The sequence below is a fragment of the Tepidiforma flava genome, from assembly GCF_027594505.1.
Lineage (GTDB): Bacteria > Chloroflexota > Dehalococcoidia > Tepidiformales > Tepidiformaceae > Tepidiforma > Tepidiforma flava.
The window spans coordinates 2191804-2208039 of record NZ_CP115149.1 but is presented as its reverse complement, the minus strand read 5'-3'; the positions used below and the strand labels follow the sequence as shown (position 1 = coordinate 2208039).

18 protein-coding genes are annotated in these 16236 nt (G+C 71.4%); 5 read left to right on the top strand and 13 right to left on the bottom strand.

Annotation, left to right across the window (positions count from 1 at the left end):
- Positions 1 to 4: 4 nt before the first annotated feature.
- Complete coding sequence (locus O0235_RS12185; RefSeq protein WP_270056054.1) at positions 5 to 976, bottom strand: ABC transporter permease; 972 nt, start codon at positions 974 to 976, stop codon at positions 5 to 7.
- A gap of 87 nt (positions 977 to 1063) precedes the next feature.
- Entirely contained in the window at positions 1064 to 2875 is a 1812-nt protein-coding gene (locus O0235_RS12180) for an ABC transporter substrate-binding protein (protein ID WP_270056053.1), read from the bottom strand.
- Positions 2876 to 3165: 290 nt separating this feature from the next.
- Between O0235_RS12180 and rplK the strand changes: the two genes are divergently transcribed.
- Positions 3166 to 3591: a 50S ribosomal protein L11 gene (gene rplK / locus O0235_RS12175; protein ID WP_270056052.1), complete on the top strand. Its 426-nt coding sequence runs from the start codon at positions 3166 to 3168 to the stop codon at positions 3589 to 3591.
- Positions 3591 to 4304, top strand: coding sequence for a 50S ribosomal protein L1 (gene rplA, locus O0235_RS12170; protein ID WP_270056051.1), 714 nt, complete (start codon positions 3591 to 3593; stop codon positions 4302 to 4304). Before rplK ends, rplA begins: the two co-directional genes overlap by 1 nt.
- 91 nt (positions 4305 to 4395) lie before the next feature.
- Here the strand turns inward: rplA and O0235_RS12165 are convergent, their stop codons facing one another.
- Entirely contained in the window at positions 4396 to 4749 is a 354-nt protein-coding gene (locus O0235_RS12165) for a hypothetical protein (protein WP_270056050.1), read from the bottom strand.
- Between the two features lie 274 nt (positions 4750 to 5023).
- Here O0235_RS12165 and O0235_RS12160 point away from each other — a divergent pair, with 274 nt between their 5' ends.
- Positions 5024 to 5524, top strand: coding sequence for a universal stress protein (locus O0235_RS12160; protein ID WP_270056049.1), 501 nt, complete (start codon positions 5024 to 5026; stop codon positions 5522 to 5524).
- 11 nt (positions 5525 to 5535) lie between these two features.
- Here O0235_RS12160 and O0235_RS12155 read toward each other — a convergent pair whose 3' ends face one another.
- The 10 genes from O0235_RS12155 to O0235_RS12110 are packed head-to-tail and all read right to left on the bottom strand — an operon-like array spanning position 5536 to position 15404.
- A complete protein-coding gene (locus O0235_RS12155; protein ID WP_270056048.1) occupies positions 5536 to 5844 on the bottom strand; it encodes an AzlD domain-containing protein in 309 nt (102 codons plus the stop codon).
- Positions 5841 to 6509: an AzlC family ABC transporter permease gene (locus O0235_RS12150; protein WP_270056047.1), complete on the bottom strand. Its 669-nt coding sequence runs from the start codon at positions 6507 to 6509 to the stop codon at positions 5841 to 5843. Before O0235_RS12150 ends, O0235_RS12155 begins: the two co-directional genes overlap by 4 nt.
- 44 nt (positions 6510 to 6553) lie before the next feature.
- Positions 6554 to 7288: an ABC transporter permease subunit gene (locus O0235_RS12145; RefSeq protein ID WP_270056046.1), complete on the bottom strand. Its 735-nt coding sequence runs from the start codon at positions 7286 to 7288 to the stop codon at positions 6554 to 6556.
- Positions 7285 to 8235, bottom strand: a complete 951-nt coding sequence (locus O0235_RS12140) for an ABC transporter ATP-binding protein (RefSeq protein WP_270056045.1) — start codon at positions 8233 to 8235, stop codon at positions 7285 to 7287. Before O0235_RS12140 ends, O0235_RS12145 begins: the two co-directional genes overlap by 4 nt.
- A 36-nt stretch (positions 8236 to 8271) precedes the next feature.
- Positions 8272 to 9048 carry an SDR family NAD(P)-dependent oxidoreductase gene (locus tag O0235_RS12135; RefSeq protein WP_270056044.1) on the bottom strand — a complete coding sequence of 259 codons (777 nt, stop codon included), beginning with the start codon at positions 9046 to 9048 and terminating at the stop codon, positions 8272 to 8274.
- Between the two features lie 18 nt (positions 9049 to 9066).
- Positions 9067 to 10524, bottom strand: coding sequence for an MFS transporter (locus O0235_RS12130; RefSeq protein WP_270056043.1), 1458 nt, complete (start codon positions 10522 to 10524; stop codon positions 9067 to 9069).
- Positions 10525 to 10534: 10 nt separating this feature from the next.
- Entirely contained in the window at positions 10535 to 11212 is a 678-nt protein-coding gene (locus O0235_RS12125) for an endonuclease III domain-containing protein (protein WP_270056042.1), read from the bottom strand.
- Positions 11209 to 12375: a geranylgeranyl reductase family protein gene (locus O0235_RS12120; protein WP_270056041.1), complete on the bottom strand. Its 1167-nt coding sequence runs from the start codon at positions 12373 to 12375 to the stop codon at positions 11209 to 11211. The genes O0235_RS12125 and O0235_RS12120 overlap by 4 nt, the downstream gene beginning before the upstream one ends.
- Positions 12376 to 12420: 45 nt before the next feature.
- On the bottom strand, positions 12421 to 14667 hold the full coding sequence (locus O0235_RS12115) for a gluzincin family metallopeptidase (protein ID WP_270056040.1): 2247 nt from the start codon (positions 14665 to 14667) through the stop codon (positions 12421 to 12423).
- Positions 14668 to 14714: 47 nt separating this feature from the next.
- Complete coding sequence (locus O0235_RS12110; RefSeq protein WP_270058074.1) at positions 14715 to 15404, bottom strand: SDR family NAD(P)-dependent oxidoreductase; 690 nt, start codon at positions 15402 to 15404, stop codon at positions 14715 to 14717.
- Here O0235_RS12110 and O0235_RS12105 point away from each other — a divergent pair.
- On the top strand, positions 15333 to 15521 hold the full coding sequence (locus O0235_RS12105; protein WP_270056039.1) for a hypothetical protein: 189 nt from the start codon (positions 15333 to 15335) through the stop codon (positions 15519 to 15521). The two genes, O0235_RS12110 and O0235_RS12105, sit on opposite strands and share 72 nt — an antisense overlap.
- Positions 15522 to 15574: 53 nt before the next feature.
- Positions 15575 to 16195, top strand: a complete 621-nt coding sequence (locus O0235_RS12100; RefSeq protein ID WP_270056038.1) for a ribonuclease H family protein — start codon at positions 15575 to 15577, stop codon at positions 16193 to 16195.
- The last annotated feature ends 41 nt before the right edge of the window (positions 16196 to 16236 follow it).

Below are 16236 nucleotides of genomic sequence, written 5' to 3'. Positions count from 1 at the left end.
CCTCCTAGGAGTACCGGATGCGCGGATCGAGCACGCCGTAGAGGAGGTCGATCGCGAGGTTGACGAAGACGACGAAGGTGGCGATGACGAGGACGAAGGCCTGCACCACCGGGACATCGCGGGCGACGATGGCGGCGAGGATGCGGCGGCCGACGCCCGGGATGGCGAAGATGTTCTCGAAGACGACATTGCCGGAGAGGAGACCGGCGAGCGTCAGCCCCAGGACGGTGACGACGGGAACGAGGGCATTCTTGAGCGCGTGGCGGATGATGATGACGCGCTCGCGCATGCCCTTCGCCCAGGCGGTCCGGATGTAGTCCTGGCGCAGGACTTCGAGCATCTGGGAGCGGAGGAGGCGCATGACGCCGGCGCCGGAGGCGAGGCCGCCGACGACGGCGGGGATGATGAAGAGGCGGATGCTGGCGCCCGGGTCCTCCCAGAGCAAGGGGGCGCTGGAGATTGGCACCTCCCACAGGCCCCAGCGGACCACGTACAGCACGGCCATGGTTGCCAGCCAGAAGTTCGGCATGGCGAGGACGAGGATGGCGAACACGCGCAAGACGTAGTCGATGAGGCTGTCCTGCCGGATGGCGGAGATGATGCCGATCGGCACGGAGGTGACGATGCCGATGATGAGGGACATGAGGGCGAGCTGGATGGAGTAGGGCAGGCCTTCCTTCATCCCTTCGAGGGCCGACTCGCGGGTCTGGTAAGAGATGCCGAAATCGCCGCGGAGGAGGTTCCCGAGGTAGATGAAGTAGCGCTGGACGACCGGCTTATCGAGGCCGAGGTCCTTGCGGACGGCGTCGATCTGGGCCTGGCGGGCGGCCGGGTCGCCGGATGTCGGGTCCTGGGCGGCGATGCGCTGGGCGACGAAGTCGCCCGGCAGGACGCTGGTCGCGAAGAAGACGAGTGTCGCGACCAGCCAGATGACCGGGATGTTCACGATTACCCGGCGCAGGATGTAGGTCCTCACGGTTGCTGTCCCCCTTGTCCCTTCGAACGTGCACTGCGGGCCGAGGGCGCATTCTAGCGCCTCCCGGCCCGCAGTGGATGGATGAGCTTACGCCGGCCGGCCCTGCCRGGTCGGGTCGTTCTGGTCGAACCAGAACTGGGTGCCGTACTGGTGCTGCTGGACGAAGGCGACGGCCTCCGGGTACTTGAGGTAGTTCCAGCGGAGGGAGGAGTTGACGGCGACCAGGTTGTAGGGGATGCCGGCGCCGTAGTTCTTCACCAGCTCGCGCATCACCTCCTTGGACAGCTCCTGCCGCTTGGCGATGTCGAACTCGGTGACGGCCTGGGCGGTGAGCTGGTCGACCTTATCGATCTTGACGCCGAACTGCTGGAACTGGGGCTGGGTCGAGTTGTACTGGAGGTAGTTGAGGAGCGTGGGCTCGGGGTCGGAGACCTCCGTGATCCAGCCGTACCAGATGTTGTTCTTCCCGTTGCCGTACTCCTGCTTGACGATCTTGTTGGTGATCGTGGCGTACGGCTCGATCTTCGCGATGAAGTTGTTGCCGAGGACGCGCTTCAGGTTGTTGGTGATGAGGGCGGCGCCGCCGGAGTAGAGGCCCTCCCAGATGTCCGGGATGTCGACGATGATGTCGCCGAGGGCCGGGCCGCCGCCGGCTTCCCACATCTTCTTCGCTTCGGCCTCGTCCTGGGCGCGGTCCTCGAGGTAGCCGGGGAAGGTGATGAGCTCCTTCTCGGTGATGGCGAAGGCGGCCTGCGTGGGCGGGACGTTGCCGGAAAGGACACCCTTGCCCTGGAGGAGCGACTGGATGAGGGCGCGGCGGTCGAGCGCGCGGAAGATGGCGCCGATGAGATTCGGGTTGTTCCACGGGGCGGCGCCGCCGTAGTAGGTGCCGGCCTGCGGGTTGCCGCCGAAGATCTTGACCTCATGGATCTTGCCTTCGTACCGCCGGAGCAGGTCCTGGATGACCTGGTTCTGGGTGGGCGTGAAGGCGTCGAGCTGCTTCTGTTCGAAGGCGGCCTGCTGGGCGGTCTGGTCCGTGAAGAGCGGGAGCCACTTCACGCCGTCCCAGTTGACCTGGGTGTAGAACTTCTCGTTGCGGACCCACTGGGAGTCGCCGTCGGCGCTCCACTTCTGGAGGACGAAGGCGCCGGTGCCGATGACGAGGTCCGCCTTCATGTTGGCGTAGTCTTTTTCGAAAGCGCGGACGGCTTCGGGAGCCTGGACCTTCGAGTAGGAGCCGGCGAGGGTGGTGAGGAAGAAGGGGTCCGGCTTGGTGAAGGTGACGCGGACGGTGCGGTTGTCGACGACTTCGACCTTGTCGACGTTCTGGTAGGCGGACTTGCGGTAGAAGTTGGGGTCGTCGGTGCCGTCGAGGAGCTTGCCGCTCTTGTTGCGGTTGATGAAGAAGGCGATGTCCTCGGCGTTGGCCTGGCGGCCGTTGACGGGCGGCTTATCGTGCCAGAAGAGGTTCTGGCGGACGGTGAAGACGATGGTGTTGGGGTCGGGCTGCTCCCACTTCTCGGCGAACGCGCCTTCGATTTCGGCCTTGGTGAAGCTCTTCCACTGGGTGACGCCGAGGTTCGTCATACCCATGAGCCACGCGACCGGGGAGAAGCGGGAGCGGTCGACGTCGAAGGTGTCCCAGGTGTTGTTGGCGGAGACGAAGCGGGCGGTTCCGCCCTTCTGGGGCGTTTGCGCGCCTGCCGTCGGGCTGGCGGCAGGGGTGCCGGAGCCGGCCGGGGTGGTGGCGGTGCCGCCGTTCTTGTTGTCGTCGCCCCCGCCGCATCCGACGAGGCCGAGGGCTGCCGCGCCGATGCCAGCGGTTGCGGCGCCGCCGAGGACACGGCGCCGGCTGATGCCCTGCCGGGCGAGTCGTTGCGTCCAGTAGTTCTCGGACATAGGTGATGAGGTCCCCCCATGCTGTGTTCGCCCCGTGTCAATGGAACCCATAGAACACGAGGGCGATTCGGGGAGTATACGCACGAGGCCGGTTCGGGGAAGTCATCTTTCCGGTAAATCGCCTTTTACCGGGCGCGAAAGGTTCGCCGGGGGCGAGAGACGCGCGGCAGGCCGGGCGGCGGGTTTGTCCCAGGCGGAGGAAGCGGCGATACTCAATAGTTGGCTCGCCCGATGCGGCGGGACTCGTGGAGGCGCGGGACGCCGCGCCGCTTGGACACAAGGAGACGACATTGGCGAAGAAAGTGAGGGCAGTGCTGACGCTGCAGCTGCCCGCCGGGAAAGCGAACCCGGCACCGCCGGTTGGCCCTGCGCTCGGCCAGCACGGCGTGAACATCATGGAGTTCTGCAAGGAATACAACGCCCGCACGCAGGACAAGATTGGGCTGATCATCCCCGCCCAGCTGACCGTCTACGAGGACCGCTCGTTCACGTTCGTCCTGAAGACGCCGCCGGCGGCCGACCTGCTCCGGCGGGCAGCCGGCATCGAGAAGGGGAGCGGGAACCCGCGCCTCAACAAAGTCGGCCGCGTGACGACTGAGGATATCCGGAAGATTGCCGAGACGAAGCTGCCCGACCTCAACGCGAACACCGTCGAAGAGGCGATGCGAATCATCGAGGGGACGGCGCGCAGCATGGGCATCGAGGTGGTGGACTGATGCCGAAGCACGGGAAGCGCTACCGGGAAGCTGCCGCGAAGGTCGACAAGTCGCGGCTCTACGGCGTGGACGAAGCGATCGCGCTCGCGAAGGAAATTCACCCCGCGAAGTTCGATGAGACGGTCGAACTCCACATCAAGACGGGCCTCGACCCGCGGCATGCGGAGCAGCAGATTCGCGGTTCGACGGTGCTGCCGCACGGGCTGGGCAAGGTGATGCGGGTGCTGGTGTTCGCCGAGGGCGACGCCGCCGCGGCCGCGCGCGAGGCCGGCGCCGATTTCGTCGGCAGCGATGACCTGATCAAGCAGATCGAGGGCGGCTTCCTCGACTTCGACGTCGCGATTGCGACGCGGGAGATGATGGGCAAGGTCGGCCGGCTCGGCCGCATCCTCGGCCCGCGCGGCCTGATGCCGAACCCCCGCTCGGGGACGGTCGTCGGCGCGGAGGACATCGCGAAGTCGGTCCAGGAGGCGAAGCAGGGCCGCGTCGAGTTCCGGCTCGACCGGCTGGCGAACATCCATGTGCCGCTCGGCAAGGTGAGCTTCGAGGACCGGAAGCTGAAGGAGAACATGGCGGCGCTCATCGAGGCGGTGAACGCGGCGAAGCCGAAGGAGGCGAAGGGCCAGTACATCCGCAGCGCGACGCTGACGACGACGATGGGGCCCGGCATCCACCTCGACCTGGCGCAGACGTTGTCGCTCAAGCTGACGTAGTCCGCAGGCTACCGCGGGAAGCAGCGAGCCCGGCTCTCTGGAGCCGGGCTCGTTCGTCCTGGTGCAGGTTGGGAAACGGGGCGGCGCGCCGTCAGTGCGCGGGGGCGTGGGCGTCGTGGCCGTGGCTGTCCCCGTGGCCGTGGCCGTCGGAATCTTCGGCGGGGAGGTCGCGCGAGCGCATGATGGAGATGGGCGCGACCCAGTCGGGGTTCTCCGGGAATCCGCCGACCTGCCGCTTGAGGAGGTAGAGGACGCCGAGACCGACGGCGAAGACGGCGACGCCGGCGAGCGACCAGAGAACGGTCTCCGTCACGTCCATGCCGCCGCCGCCGGACTGGACCATGGGGTCCGGCGACCCGTGGCCGTCGTCAGCGAAGGCTGGCGCGGCCAGCACGAGGGCGAGCAGGGCGGCGGCGATGGTGGCGGAGATGAGGCGCRTCTTCATCGGGCTCGAGTGTAGCAGCAGGCGGCGCGAGGAGCACCGCCGGGGGGCAAGAAAATAGGGCCGGTGGATGTGTGGAGCGGACACGACATCCAGCGCGACCCACTCAATATTTAGCACCTGCTCAGCAGGGAGCGCAAGGGGCTGAGAACGGAAATTTTCGAAGATAACGTTCTGTTGAGGTTCGGGCCGGCTGGCCGGCACGGGGTAGACCGAATGGCCGCTGGCGGCGCCGGGGCCCAGGGGCAGGATGCGGGAAACGGCTGGAGGTTCGGCGATGCGCGCACTGGTTCCGCTCGACGGGAGCACGACGGCGCTGGCGATCATGCCGGCGGTGCGGCGGCTCGTGGAGATGGCGCCGGGGATCGAGGTGCACCTGGCGACGGTGCTCGACCCGGGGGCGGTGCGCGGCAGGTCGGAGCACCCGGTGCGCGAGCCGCTCGGGGCGGCGTTCGGCACGACGGCGATCCGCATCCCGGCGCCGCGCCTCATCGAGAGCCACGGCGAAGCGATCGCCCGGAAGGCGACCGAGTGGCGGGAGAAGCTGGAGGACATCGCGAAGGCGGAGCTGCCGGGTGCGGCTGTGACGGTTCACGTCGAGTGGTCGCACCAGGCGGCGAAGGCGATCATCGAGCTGGCCAACGAGCTGGACGCGGACGTGATCGCGATGGCGACGCACGGCCGGTCCGGCCTTTCGCACCTGCTGGCGGGGAGTGTGGCGGAGGAGGTCATCCGGGCGAGCGGGCGGCCGGTGCTCGTGGTGCGGGGGGCGGGATAGCGGGCCGCCGTTCAGCCGGCCGCGCGGAGCAAGGCGGCAACGGCCGCGGCGGCTGCGATTGCGGCGATCGCCGGAGCGCGGAGCGTGAGCAGCAGCGCCGCCGCCGCGACGCCGGCTGCCCGCGCATCGAGCGCGAGCCGGCCGCCGTCAGCACCGGTGGAGGTCGCGACGAGGGCCGCAAGCAGCGCAGGAGCGAGCGCTTCGAGGAAGCGGTTGAGCCGCTCCCCGGGCGCGCGGCCGCCGAAGAACAGCGGGCCGGCGCCTTTCAGCAGGGCGGTGCCGAGGCCGACGAGCACGACGGCGGCCCAGGCGGCGCTCACGAGCGGCCCGCCCCGGTGAACGCCCCCAGCGCGGCGGCGATGATCGGGACGCCGGGCGGCGCCACGGGCGTGAGCGCGAGCGCGATGACGGCCCCCGCGGCGGCGGCCCGCCGGCCAGCCGGGCTGCGCAGCCGCGGCGCCAGGAGGCCGAGGAAGAGCGCGGGAAACGCCGCATCGAGGCCCAGCGCAGCGGGCGAGGCGACGGCGGCTCCTGCCGCGAGGCCGGCTGCTGTCCCGGCGACCCAGCCAAGATAGATCGCTCCGCCGGCGCCGAGCAGCCGCCGCGGCGCGATGCGGCCTGACGCCCCGGCGGCAATCGCCCACGATTCGTCGACGAGGAGCTGCGCAGCGAAGAAGCGGCGGGCGGGCCCGCCCCGGAGCGCAGGCGCCGCAGAGAGCCCGATCGGGCCGTAGCGGGCGTTGAGCAGGAGGGCGGCCGCGACAGCCGCGGCGAGGCTCCCGCCTTCGGCGAGGACGGAGACGGCAGCGAACTGCGCGGACCCGGCAAACGTGGTAGCCGACATGATGAGCGCCGCGGCGGGGCTGAAGCCGGCTGCCGGCGCGAGCACGCCGAAGGAGGCGCCGAACACAGCGACGACGAGCGCGATGGGCGCAGCCGCGCGGGCGCCGGAGAGGACCGCATCGGACGGGTCGGCGTCGCTCACGGGGGAAGGCTACGGCGGAGGGGGCGCCGGTGCGAGCGCACGGCTCAGACCGTGCTGATGGCGCGCTCGCGGTCGAAGGCGCGGACGGCAGTCTTCCAGAGCGCTGCGTCGACGAGGGCGAGCACCYCGGCGAACCCGCACCAGGTGAGGAGCGACGGCTCGATGGTGCGGGTGACGATGAGCAGGACGGGCAGCATGGAAGGCAGCAGGACGAGGCCGCTCAGGTGCTCGGCGACGCGCACGTCCTTCGACCGCGCGGAGAAGACGAGGCCGGTGAGCGTGGAGAAGAGCGCGAGCAGCGGCCCGGTCAGCAGCAGCCCGAACGGCCAGGTCCAGTCGAGCGCCGGCGCCCGGACGGGTTCGCTGACGATGGCGGCGACGGCCGCCATGTAGACGGCGTAGATGCCGAACGAGGCCGTGAGCGTGGGCAGCAGGATGGCGGCGACTTTCCCGGCCAGCAGCTCGCGGTCGCTCAGCGGGAGGGTCAGGAGCGGCTCGAGCGTGCCCTGGTCGCGCTCGCCGATGATGCCGTAGGCGGCCATGGTGGCGGGCATGATGACCGGGGTGAGGAAGAAGCAGAACATCGCCTGCCCCACGGCGAAATCGGGGCCGCCGATGGCGCGGGCCGGGTCGTAGAAGAGGAGGTTCGCAACCGGCAGGACGAGGAAGGCGACCGGGAGGATAGCAGCCGTGGCGACGATCATCCGATGGCGGCGGAGTTCGCGAAGCTCTTTGCGGGCGAGGGCGCGGACCGGCGGACGGGCGATGACGGCGTTCATGCGGCGAGACTCCCGGGGAGGGGCTGGCTCATCAGTTCGAGGTAGGCGCGCTCGAGGTCGCCAGCGGGCCGCACCGCGATGATGCGCGCGCCGGCGCTGACCAGCCGGGCGACGAGTTCGGGGGTATCGCGCTCGGCGTCGATGAGGCGGACGCGGATGGCCGAGGGCGCCCACCACGTCTCGCGGACCGCCGGGAACGATTCGACGGCGCGCCTGGCCGGGGCATCGACGATGCCCGCCAGCTCGACTTCGACGATGTGGCCGAGGAGGGCGGCGCGGACCTGCCGGGGCGTGCCGAGCCGCAGGAGGCGGCCTTCGCGGAGGATGGCGACGCGGTCGCAGAGGCGCTCGGCCTCGGCGAGGCGGTGCGTGTTGAGGAGGACGGTGGCGCCGTCGCGGGCGAGGTCGCGGATGAGGCCTTCCATGGCGGCGGCTGCCGAGGGATCGAGGCCGGAGGAGGGCTCATCGAGCAGGAGGACGGGCGGGCGGTGGACGATGGCGCGGGCGAGGGCGACGCGCTGCTTGAGCCCCTTCGAGAGGCTGCCGACCGGTTCGCGCCGGCGGTCTTCGAGCCCGACGAACCGCAGGGCTTCGCGCACAGCCCCGGCGGGGTCGGCGAGGCCGTGCGCCTCCGCCCAGAAGCTGACGTTCGCCTCGACGGTCTGGCGCTCGTAGAGGCTGGGGCGCTCGGGCATGACGCCGATGCGGCGGCGCACTTCCATGGCGTCGCGGACGACATCCCACTGGAGGACGCGGGCGGCGCCTTCGTGGGGCTGGAGCAGGGTCGCGAGGATGCGGAGCGTGGTCGTCTTGCCGGAGCCGTTCGGCCCGAGGAGGCCGAGGATTTCCCCGCGCTCGACGGCGAGGTCGAGCCGGTGGAGCGCGACGCGGTCGCCGAAGCGGCGGGCGACGGCGTCACATTCGATGGCCGGGCCCGCGCCTTTCACACGGAGAAGATCGGCAGCCTGTGCCGGCTTCTCCAGTCAGCRGGCCATGCGGCCGCCGTCGATCGGGATGATGGTGCCGGTGAGGTAGCTCGCATCGGGGCTGCAGAGGTAGGCGACGAGGGCCGCGACTTCCGCAGGTTCGCCGTAGCGGCCGAGAGGGTTCGTTGCGGCGAACTGCTGATGCACGGCTTCCGGCTCATCCGGGTTGATGCCCCGTTCGAGGGCGCGCATCATCCGCGTCTCGATCGGCGAGGGGCAGACGGCGCAGACGCGGATGCGCATCGGGGCGAGTTCGAGCGCGGCCGTCTTCGTCATGCCGACGACGGCGTGCTTGCTCGCGCCGTAAGCGATGATGCCCGGGGTGCCGCTCAGGCCGGCGACGGAGGCGGTGTTGACGATGCAGCCGCCGCCGTTCGCCGCCATGACGGGCGCGACGTACTTCATGCCGAGCCAGACGCCTTTCACGTTGACGGCGAGGACGCGGTCGAACTGGTCCTCCGGGTAGGCGAGCATCGGGCCGATCCAGCCTTCGATGCCGGCGTTGTTGAACAGGGCGTCGATGCGGCCGAAGCGGTCGCGGGCGGCAGCGGCATACCGTTCGACGTCGGCGGCGCGGGTGACGTCGGCGGGGACGGCGATGGCGTGGGCGCCGGCAGCCTCGGCGGCGGCGACGGCCTCATCCAGCGCGGTGCCGGGGAGGTCGACGGCGACGATGCTCGCGCCCTCCTGCGCGAAGCGCTCGACGGCGGCGCGGCCGATGCCGCCCGCCGCCCCGGTGATGACGGCGACCTTTCCTTCGAATCGGCGTTCCATGGCAATCTCCCTCGGGGATTAGTGGGCGGGGGTGTTCCCGCCGCCCGGGACGGGCACCTGCTCGGCGGCGATGACGGCGACGCGGCGCTGGCCGCGGAACAGGGACGCGATGACGGCGAACGAGGAGGCGACGCCGGCCGAGGCGAATGCGGCGCGCACGCCGTCGACGATGGCCGCATCCGGGAGGTCGGCCACGCGGGAGGCGGCGAAGCCGGCGGAGGCTGTCGCGACAGCGACGAGCACCGCGCTGGCGAGGGCGAGGCCGACCGCATTGCCGATGTTGCGCGCCGTGGCGACGCTGGCCGAGGCGGTGCCGAGGCGGTCGGGCGGGACGCTGTTCATGATGGTCGCGCTGTTAGGGGACATGAAGATGGAGGTCCCGATGCCGACGACGGCGAGCCGGGCGATGATGGCGGGGAGCGGCGTGTCCGCGGTGATGGTCGCGAGGGAGAGCAGGCCGAGGGCGACGAGCGCGATGCCGACCGTGGCCTGGTGGGCGAAGCCGTACCGGTCGCTCGCGCGGCCGCTGAGCGGCGAAAGGAGGAGCATCATCAGCGGCACGGTGGCGGCGACGAGGCCGACCTGCCCGGTCGAGTAGCCCTTCACCTCCTGCAGGTAGAAGGGCAGGAGGAACGTGACGGCCGACTGGCCGGCGAAGTTCAGCGCGAGACTGCTGACGCCGACGGTGTAGGCGCGCTCGCGGAAGAGGCTGAGGGCGACGACGGGGCTCGGCGAGCGGGATTCGACGCGGATGAAGGCGGCGAGCGAGGCTGCCGCGAGGGCGAAGAGGCCGAGGATGGCGGGAGACGTCCAGCCCCACGCCTGGCCGCGGTTCACCGCGAGGAGCGCGGCAGAGAGGGTGGCGAAGAGGGCGAAAGCGCCGGGGACGTCCATCCGCCGGCTGCCCGGGCCGCCGGCCGGCTGCGACGGGCGGATGACTGCCCACGCGAGGAGCATGGCGGCGAGCCCGATCGGCACCCGGAGCAGGAAGATGGCGTGCCACGAGAAGAATTGCAGGATGAGGCCGCCGAGGATCGGACCCGACATCAGGCCCGCGCCGACCACGGCGCCGGTGGTGCCGAGCGCCTGGCCGCGCTGCGCGGGCGGAAAGGCCTCGGTGACGATGGCGTTGCCGTTGGCGATCGCCAGCGCGACACCGACCGACTGGAGGAGGCGCATCGCGACGAGCTGTTCGAGGGTGGCCGCGAAGCTGGCGAGGAGCATGCCGGCGGTGAAGATGGCCCAGCCGGCGAGGTAGACCCGCTTCCGGCCGTAGAGGTCGCCGGCGCGGCCGGCGGTGAGCGTGAGGCCGGTCACGGCCAGGCTGGAGATGAGGGTCGCCCAGACGACCGCATCGGGGGAGCGGTCGAACTCCCGGGCCAGCGTCGGGAGCGCGACGTTGACGATGGAGAAGTCCATCGTGGCCATGTAGGTGCCGAAGGCCACGGCGGCGAGGGCGCGCCAGCGGTACTCCACGGCGGGAACTCTACGCGGGGCCGGCAGGGGCCTCAACGGCCGGTTCGAGCCGGGACGGGCATTCGCGCAGGGGGCAGCGGAGGCAGGCCGGCTTGCGGGCGCTGCAGGTGCGGCGGCCGTGCTTGATGAGGAGCATGTGGAACGGGTAGTAGTCGGCCGGGTCGACGAGCGCCTCGAGGAGGTCGTGGGCGCGGTCGGCAGCGGTCCGCTCAGGCACGAGGCCGAGGCGCTTCGCGACCCGTTCGACGTGCGTATCGACAGGGAGGGCCGGGAGGCCGAGCGAGAAGAGCAGGACGCAGGCTGCTGTCTTCGGCCCGACGCCGGGGAGCGAGCGGAGCCACGCCCGCGCTTCGCCGGGCGGCAGGCTGCGGAGGAATGCGAGGTCGAGGTCGGGCGAGCGGGCCTCGACGGCGCGGAGGACGGCCTGGATGCGGGGGGCCTTCTGGCGGGCGAGGCCGCCGGGCTGGATGGCGGCCTCGATTTCGCCGAGCGGGGCGTCGGCCATGGCGCGCCACGACGGAAATCGGCGCATGAGGGAGATGAACGCGCGGCCGCTGTTCGTATCGGAGGTGTTCTGGCTCAGGATGGTGAGGATGAGTTCCGCGAGCGGGTCGCCGCTCGGCTGGAGCACGGGCATGCCGTAGACAGGGGCGAGCAGGCGGATGAGCTGCTTCGGGTCGTACGTCATGCGTCCGCTCGGGCGAGCCGGCGGGCCGCGATGGCGGGGAGCAGCGGGACGCGCGACACCTCGCGCGCGTACGTCGATTCGCCGCGCTGGACGGCGAAGAACGCATCCCAGAGAAACGGGAGGGCGCGGGTCGCGCGCATCCAGGGGCCCGGACATCGGCCGAGCATGCCGTAGAACATGTGGGCGATGAGCCGGGCGGCGCGGAGCTCCGGCATCACCTCGCGGTCGATGTCGCGCTGGTAGGCGGCGAGCGGCCCGGCGCCCGCGAGCGCACGGAGGGCTGCGCGCGCGGCGATGCGGCCGGACTCGATGGCGTAGGAGATGCCCTCCTGCGTGAACTCGTCGGCGAGGCCGGCCGCGTCGCCGGCGAGCAGCACGCGGTCGGAGGCGATGCGCTCCGCGCCGCGGCGGAATCGAATCTTATGTCCCCTGGCGATGTCGGCCGGCGCGGCCTCGAGCCCCAGCCGGCGCAGGTACGCGGCCACCTGCTGTTTCATCGTCCCGGCCTGCCCGGGTGGAAGCACGATGCCGATCGAGAGCACCTCGGCCTTGGGGAAGAGCCACGCGTAGCCCCACGGCCGGTAGCCAAGCTCGATGAAGGCGGTGCCGCGGGCGGCGCGAAGCTGCGGACCGGGGGCGCGGACCTCGATTTCGTAGGCGGCGCACTCGGCGAGGTCCTGGCCGAGGCCGGCCATGCGGCCGACGGGCGAGTGGGCGCCGTCGGCGGCGATGAGGAACGCGGCGGACGCGGCGAACCCGTCTTCGGTCCGGGCGTGCACGCCGTGCGGCCCGGTTTCGAGGGCGCGGACTGCGCTGCCGGGGCGGAACTCCGCGCCGGCGCGGCGGGCATGCTCGAGGAGCAGGGCATCGAACCGGGAGCGCATGACCATGGCGGCGAACGGTTCGCCGGAATCGCGGACGAAGCGGTAGCGGCCGCGCCAGGCGATGTCGAGGAGGCTGACCTGGTCTTCGACCACCGGGTCGATGGGGAAGGGGAGCAGGCGTTCGGTGCGGCGGGGGATGCCGCCGCCGCAGGCCTTGTAGCGCGGGAAGCCGGCGCGGTCGAGCAGGAGCACGCGGGCTCCGGCGGCCGCGAGTTCGCGGGCGGCGGTGCTCCCGGCGGGGCCCGCGCCGGCGACGATGACGTCGAACTCAGGGGTCACGCCCCTGACTGTAGCGGGGCGGGGGCGCGGGATGAAGGCGGCCGCTTACTCGGGCGTGTTCTCCCAGTCCTTCCAGGAGCCGGCGCGCGCGCCCGTCTCGATGTAGTGGCCCTGGCCGAGTTTTTTCGCGGCCGGGGGCTGCTCGAGCCGCTTGAGCACGAGCCAGGTCGCGAAGCTGAGCGCGCCCATCACGGCGGCGAGGACGGCGAGGCGCTGGAGGCCGCGGGTGGAGGCGCCGTCCCACGCCGCGTACGCCTGGCGTGCGAGCTCGAGGGCGCGGGTGCCGTCGCCGGCGGCGAGCGCCTCTTCGGCGGCGGCGAGCTTCGCGTCCGGGTTTTCGAAGAGCATGCCGATGCGGCCGAAGAAGCCGGGGCTGAAGCTGTCGCGCTTCTCCTTCGCGAGGTCGATGAGCTTCTGGGCGGCGGAGGCGTTGACGCGGCCGGTGACGCCGGAGGCTGCGGCCGTCCGCGCGCCGGCGAAGTCGCCCTGCTCGAAGCGGGTGCGGGCCTCGCGGACGCCGTCGCGGAACCGCGAGTCCTCGGGCTCGCCGGCGAGCTCGCCCTCGGCGGACTGGATGGCGACGACGGCCTGCCGCATATCTTCGACGAGGCGCGCAGTCTCGGAGAGGCGCGCTTTGCCCCACGACACGGCGGCGGCATCGGGCACGCGCAGGCCCGCGCCGGCGGCGAGCGCTGAGGCGGAGCGGTACGCCGCGATGATGCGGTCGCCCTCGGCGACCTGGCCGGCGACGGGTTCGAACACCCAGGCGATGAGGTTGTTGTAGATGTCGGAGGGGATGCCGGAGCCGAGGCCGGCCTCGGCGGCGCGGTTCCGCAGGCCGCGGACGAGGTCGTGCGCGGCGCGGCGCTGCTCGAGGAGCGGCTTCGCGGTCTCGGGCACGAAGACCCATTCGAGGAAAAGCGTGTCGAGGTTGCGGTCGGAGAGGAACTCGCCCTGGTCCATGAACCAGCCCTCTTTGAGCGGCCAGAGCGCGGGTTCGTCGTCGACGCGGGAGAGGATGGTCGTCATGTTCTGGCGGCCGCCGATGGCGGCTTCGTAGGCGAACCAGAAATCCCCCGAGCGGCCGTACCAGTAGGCGGGCGAGCCGCCCGGGACGGCGCCCCACGAGGCGAGCGGGGAGGAGAAGCCGGCAGACTTCCAGTCGAGCGGCCGGACGGCGACGCCGAGCTGCGGCGCGATGACGCGGGTCGCCCACTCGGCGAGCCCCTCCCAGAGGAAGGGGCGGGCGAACTGGGTGGTGCCGGCCCACTGGTGGGCGAGTTCGTGGATGGTCACCTCGTCGTCGATGCCGCCGGTCTCGTGGGAGAGGAGCACCTGCCCGAGGCCGGAGAAGGCGACGCCGGCGATGCCGTAGTTCGCGATGTGGTAAGACTGGCGCATCGTGACGTCGGTGTAGGGGTACTTGAACCCGAACAGGGTTTCGAGGAGCGGGAAGGCCTGCTTCGCGATGGCGAACTGCCGCGCGGCCCAGTCGGCGTCGCGGCGGAAGAACTTCAGCGTCATCGCGACCTGCCGGCCGTCCGGCATAGTGACCGATTCGGTGAGGACGCCGCGGCGGGACTCATCGGTGACGGAGAGGGCGAAGGCGGAGAAGACGCCGGGGTCGAGGCGCTGGCGGCAGCGCTCATCGAGGGCAGCGCAGCGCTCGAGAACGGAGGGGTCATCGGCGGAGAGGGCGATGAGGAAGACGTTGCCGCAGACCCAGCGCTGGAGGCCGGCGCTCTTCACCTCCGAGGGCTGCTCTTTGCCGACGAGGCAGCCGGGGTCGAGGACGTTGTCGCCGCTCCTCGGGACATCGACGAAGACCCATGAGCCGGGGCCCTGCCCGATGAAGGGGACTTCGATGAGGCCGGGCTCGAGCGTCATGAGCGGGCCGGAGGAGGGTTCGAGCCGGTAGGAGGCTTCGAGGGTGACGCGGCGGTTCGGTTTCAGCGGCTCGGCGAGCGCGACGGTTGCGACGGCGGTGCGGCGGGCCGCTTCGTCGCCGGGCTGGAGGGTGAACTGGAGGGGCTTGCCGCCGCTCGCGACCGCGAGGTCGAGGGCGTGGGGCAGGACGTAGAGCGGGAGCTCGCGGAGGTCCTGCTGGGACTGGTTGAGGAACTCGGCGCGGATGGTGACGGCGACCTTCCCGGCGGGCGTATCGAGCCGGTAGGCCGTTTCGGAGGCGGAGACGAAGGCGGGGGCCTGCTGCGCGCGGGATGACGAGACGCCGCCGACCGCAGCGCCGGCGACGGCGAGCAGCGCGAACGCGAGGAGGGCGCGGGCCTTCACATCTGAAGGTTCGGCCGCCGGGCGGAGCCGGCGCAGGGGAGGGCGCGTCAGTTCACGAGGACGCCGCCGTCGACAGGCAGGACGACCCCGGTGACCCAGCGCGCTTCATCGGAGCAGAGGTAGACGGCGGCAGCCGCGATGTCCCATGCGGTTCCTTCGAGGCCGAGGGCGGTCGACTTGCGGCGCGCTTCGCGGACGGCGTCGGGCATGCCCCGCGCGGCGACCATCGGGGTGTAGGCCGGGCCGGGAGCGATCGCGTTGACGCGGATGCCCTCGCGGCCGTGGTCGGCGGCCATGGCGCGGGTGAGCGCTTCGACCGCGCCCTTCGAGGCGGCGTAGGGCGCGAGGCCGCGGCCCTTCTGGGAGGCGATCGACGAGATGTTGAGCACGGCGCCGCCGCCCGCTGAGGCGATCATGGCGGGGATGGCGTGCTTGCTGGCGAGGACCATGCTCGTCACGTTGACGCGCATCTGCAGCTCCCATTCCTCGAGCGCGACCTCCGTGACGCGCTTCGCGATGCCGATGCCGACGTTGTTGACGAGGATGTCGAGGCGGCCCCAGCGGCCGAGCGCGTATTCGACCATGGCGCGGCAGGCGGATTCGGAGGTGACGTCGGCTTCGAAGGGTTCGGCCGCGCCGCCCTCGGCGGCGATGAGGCTGGCGGTATGCTCGGCGGCCGGCAGGCGGCGGTCGACGAGGAGGACGCGGGCGCCTTCGCGGGCGAAGAGGACGGAGATGGCGCGGCCGTTGCCGATGCCCTCGTTTTGCGAGCCCGCGCCGGTGACGATCGCGACCTTGCCGGCGAGCCTGTCTCGCCATCCGCGGCCTCCGTTCGGCGGGATGCCGGATTGTAGCGCGGCGGGCCGGTTCCGTGGCCGGGAAGGGGCGGAGCCGGTACGGTACGGGCGTGCCGGAATTCACGTGCGAGCGCTGCGGGGGCAGGTTTTCGGTCGCGCCGGGGACGCTGGCGAAGTACCCGGGCTGGCGGCCGCGCCGCTGCATGCGCTGCCGGGATGCCGGGCGGAACGCCGGCGGAGCGGGCGAGGCCGCGGCGGCGCCAGGCGGCGCGAACGGGGAGGACGCTGACCCGCAGACGGGCATCTTCACGGACGGGTCGTGCCAGGGGAACCCGGGGCCGGGCGGCTGGGCCGCGGTCTACGTCCGCGACGGGCAGGTCGTCGAGGAGCGGCACGGCTTCGAGCCTTCGACGACGAACAACCGGATGGAGTGGACGGCGATGATCGCGGGCCTCGAGATGGCGCCGCCGGGGGAGCCGGTCACGGTCTATTCGGACAGCCAGCTGGTGGTGCGGACGCTGAACGAGTGGGCGAAGGGCTGGGAGGCGCGCGGGTGGAAGCGGAAGGACGGGCCGGTGATGAACCTGGACCTGGTGCAGCGGGCGTGGGCACTCAAGCAGCAGCGGCCGCTGGCGAGGGTGGCATGGGTGCGGGGACACGCCGCTTCACGGTGGAACGCGTACGCGGACCGGCTGGCGACGGCCCACCTGCGGACCGGCGAACGAGAGTGAGCGGCCCTGCATCGTCACCCGGCCGTCACGCTCGCGGCCCT

Bases quoted from the DNA above. Each gene is read 5' to 3' on its own strand.
- rplA (WP_270056051.1), top strand. From the start codon at position 3,591: ATGCCGAAGCACGGGAAGCGCTACCGGGAAGCTGCCGCGAAGGTCGAC.
- O0235_RS12125 (WP_270056042.1), bottom strand. From the start codon at position 11,212: ATGACGTACGACCCGAAGCAGCTCATCCGCCTGCTCGCCCCTGTCTAC.
- O0235_RS12160 (WP_270056049.1), top strand. From the start codon at position 5,024: ATGCGCGCACTGGTTCCGCTCGACGGGAGCACGACGGCGCTGGCGATC.
- O0235_RS12105 (WP_270056039.1), top strand. From the start codon at position 15,333: ATGCTCGGCGGCCGGCAGGCGGCGGTCGACGAGGAGGACGCGGGCGCC.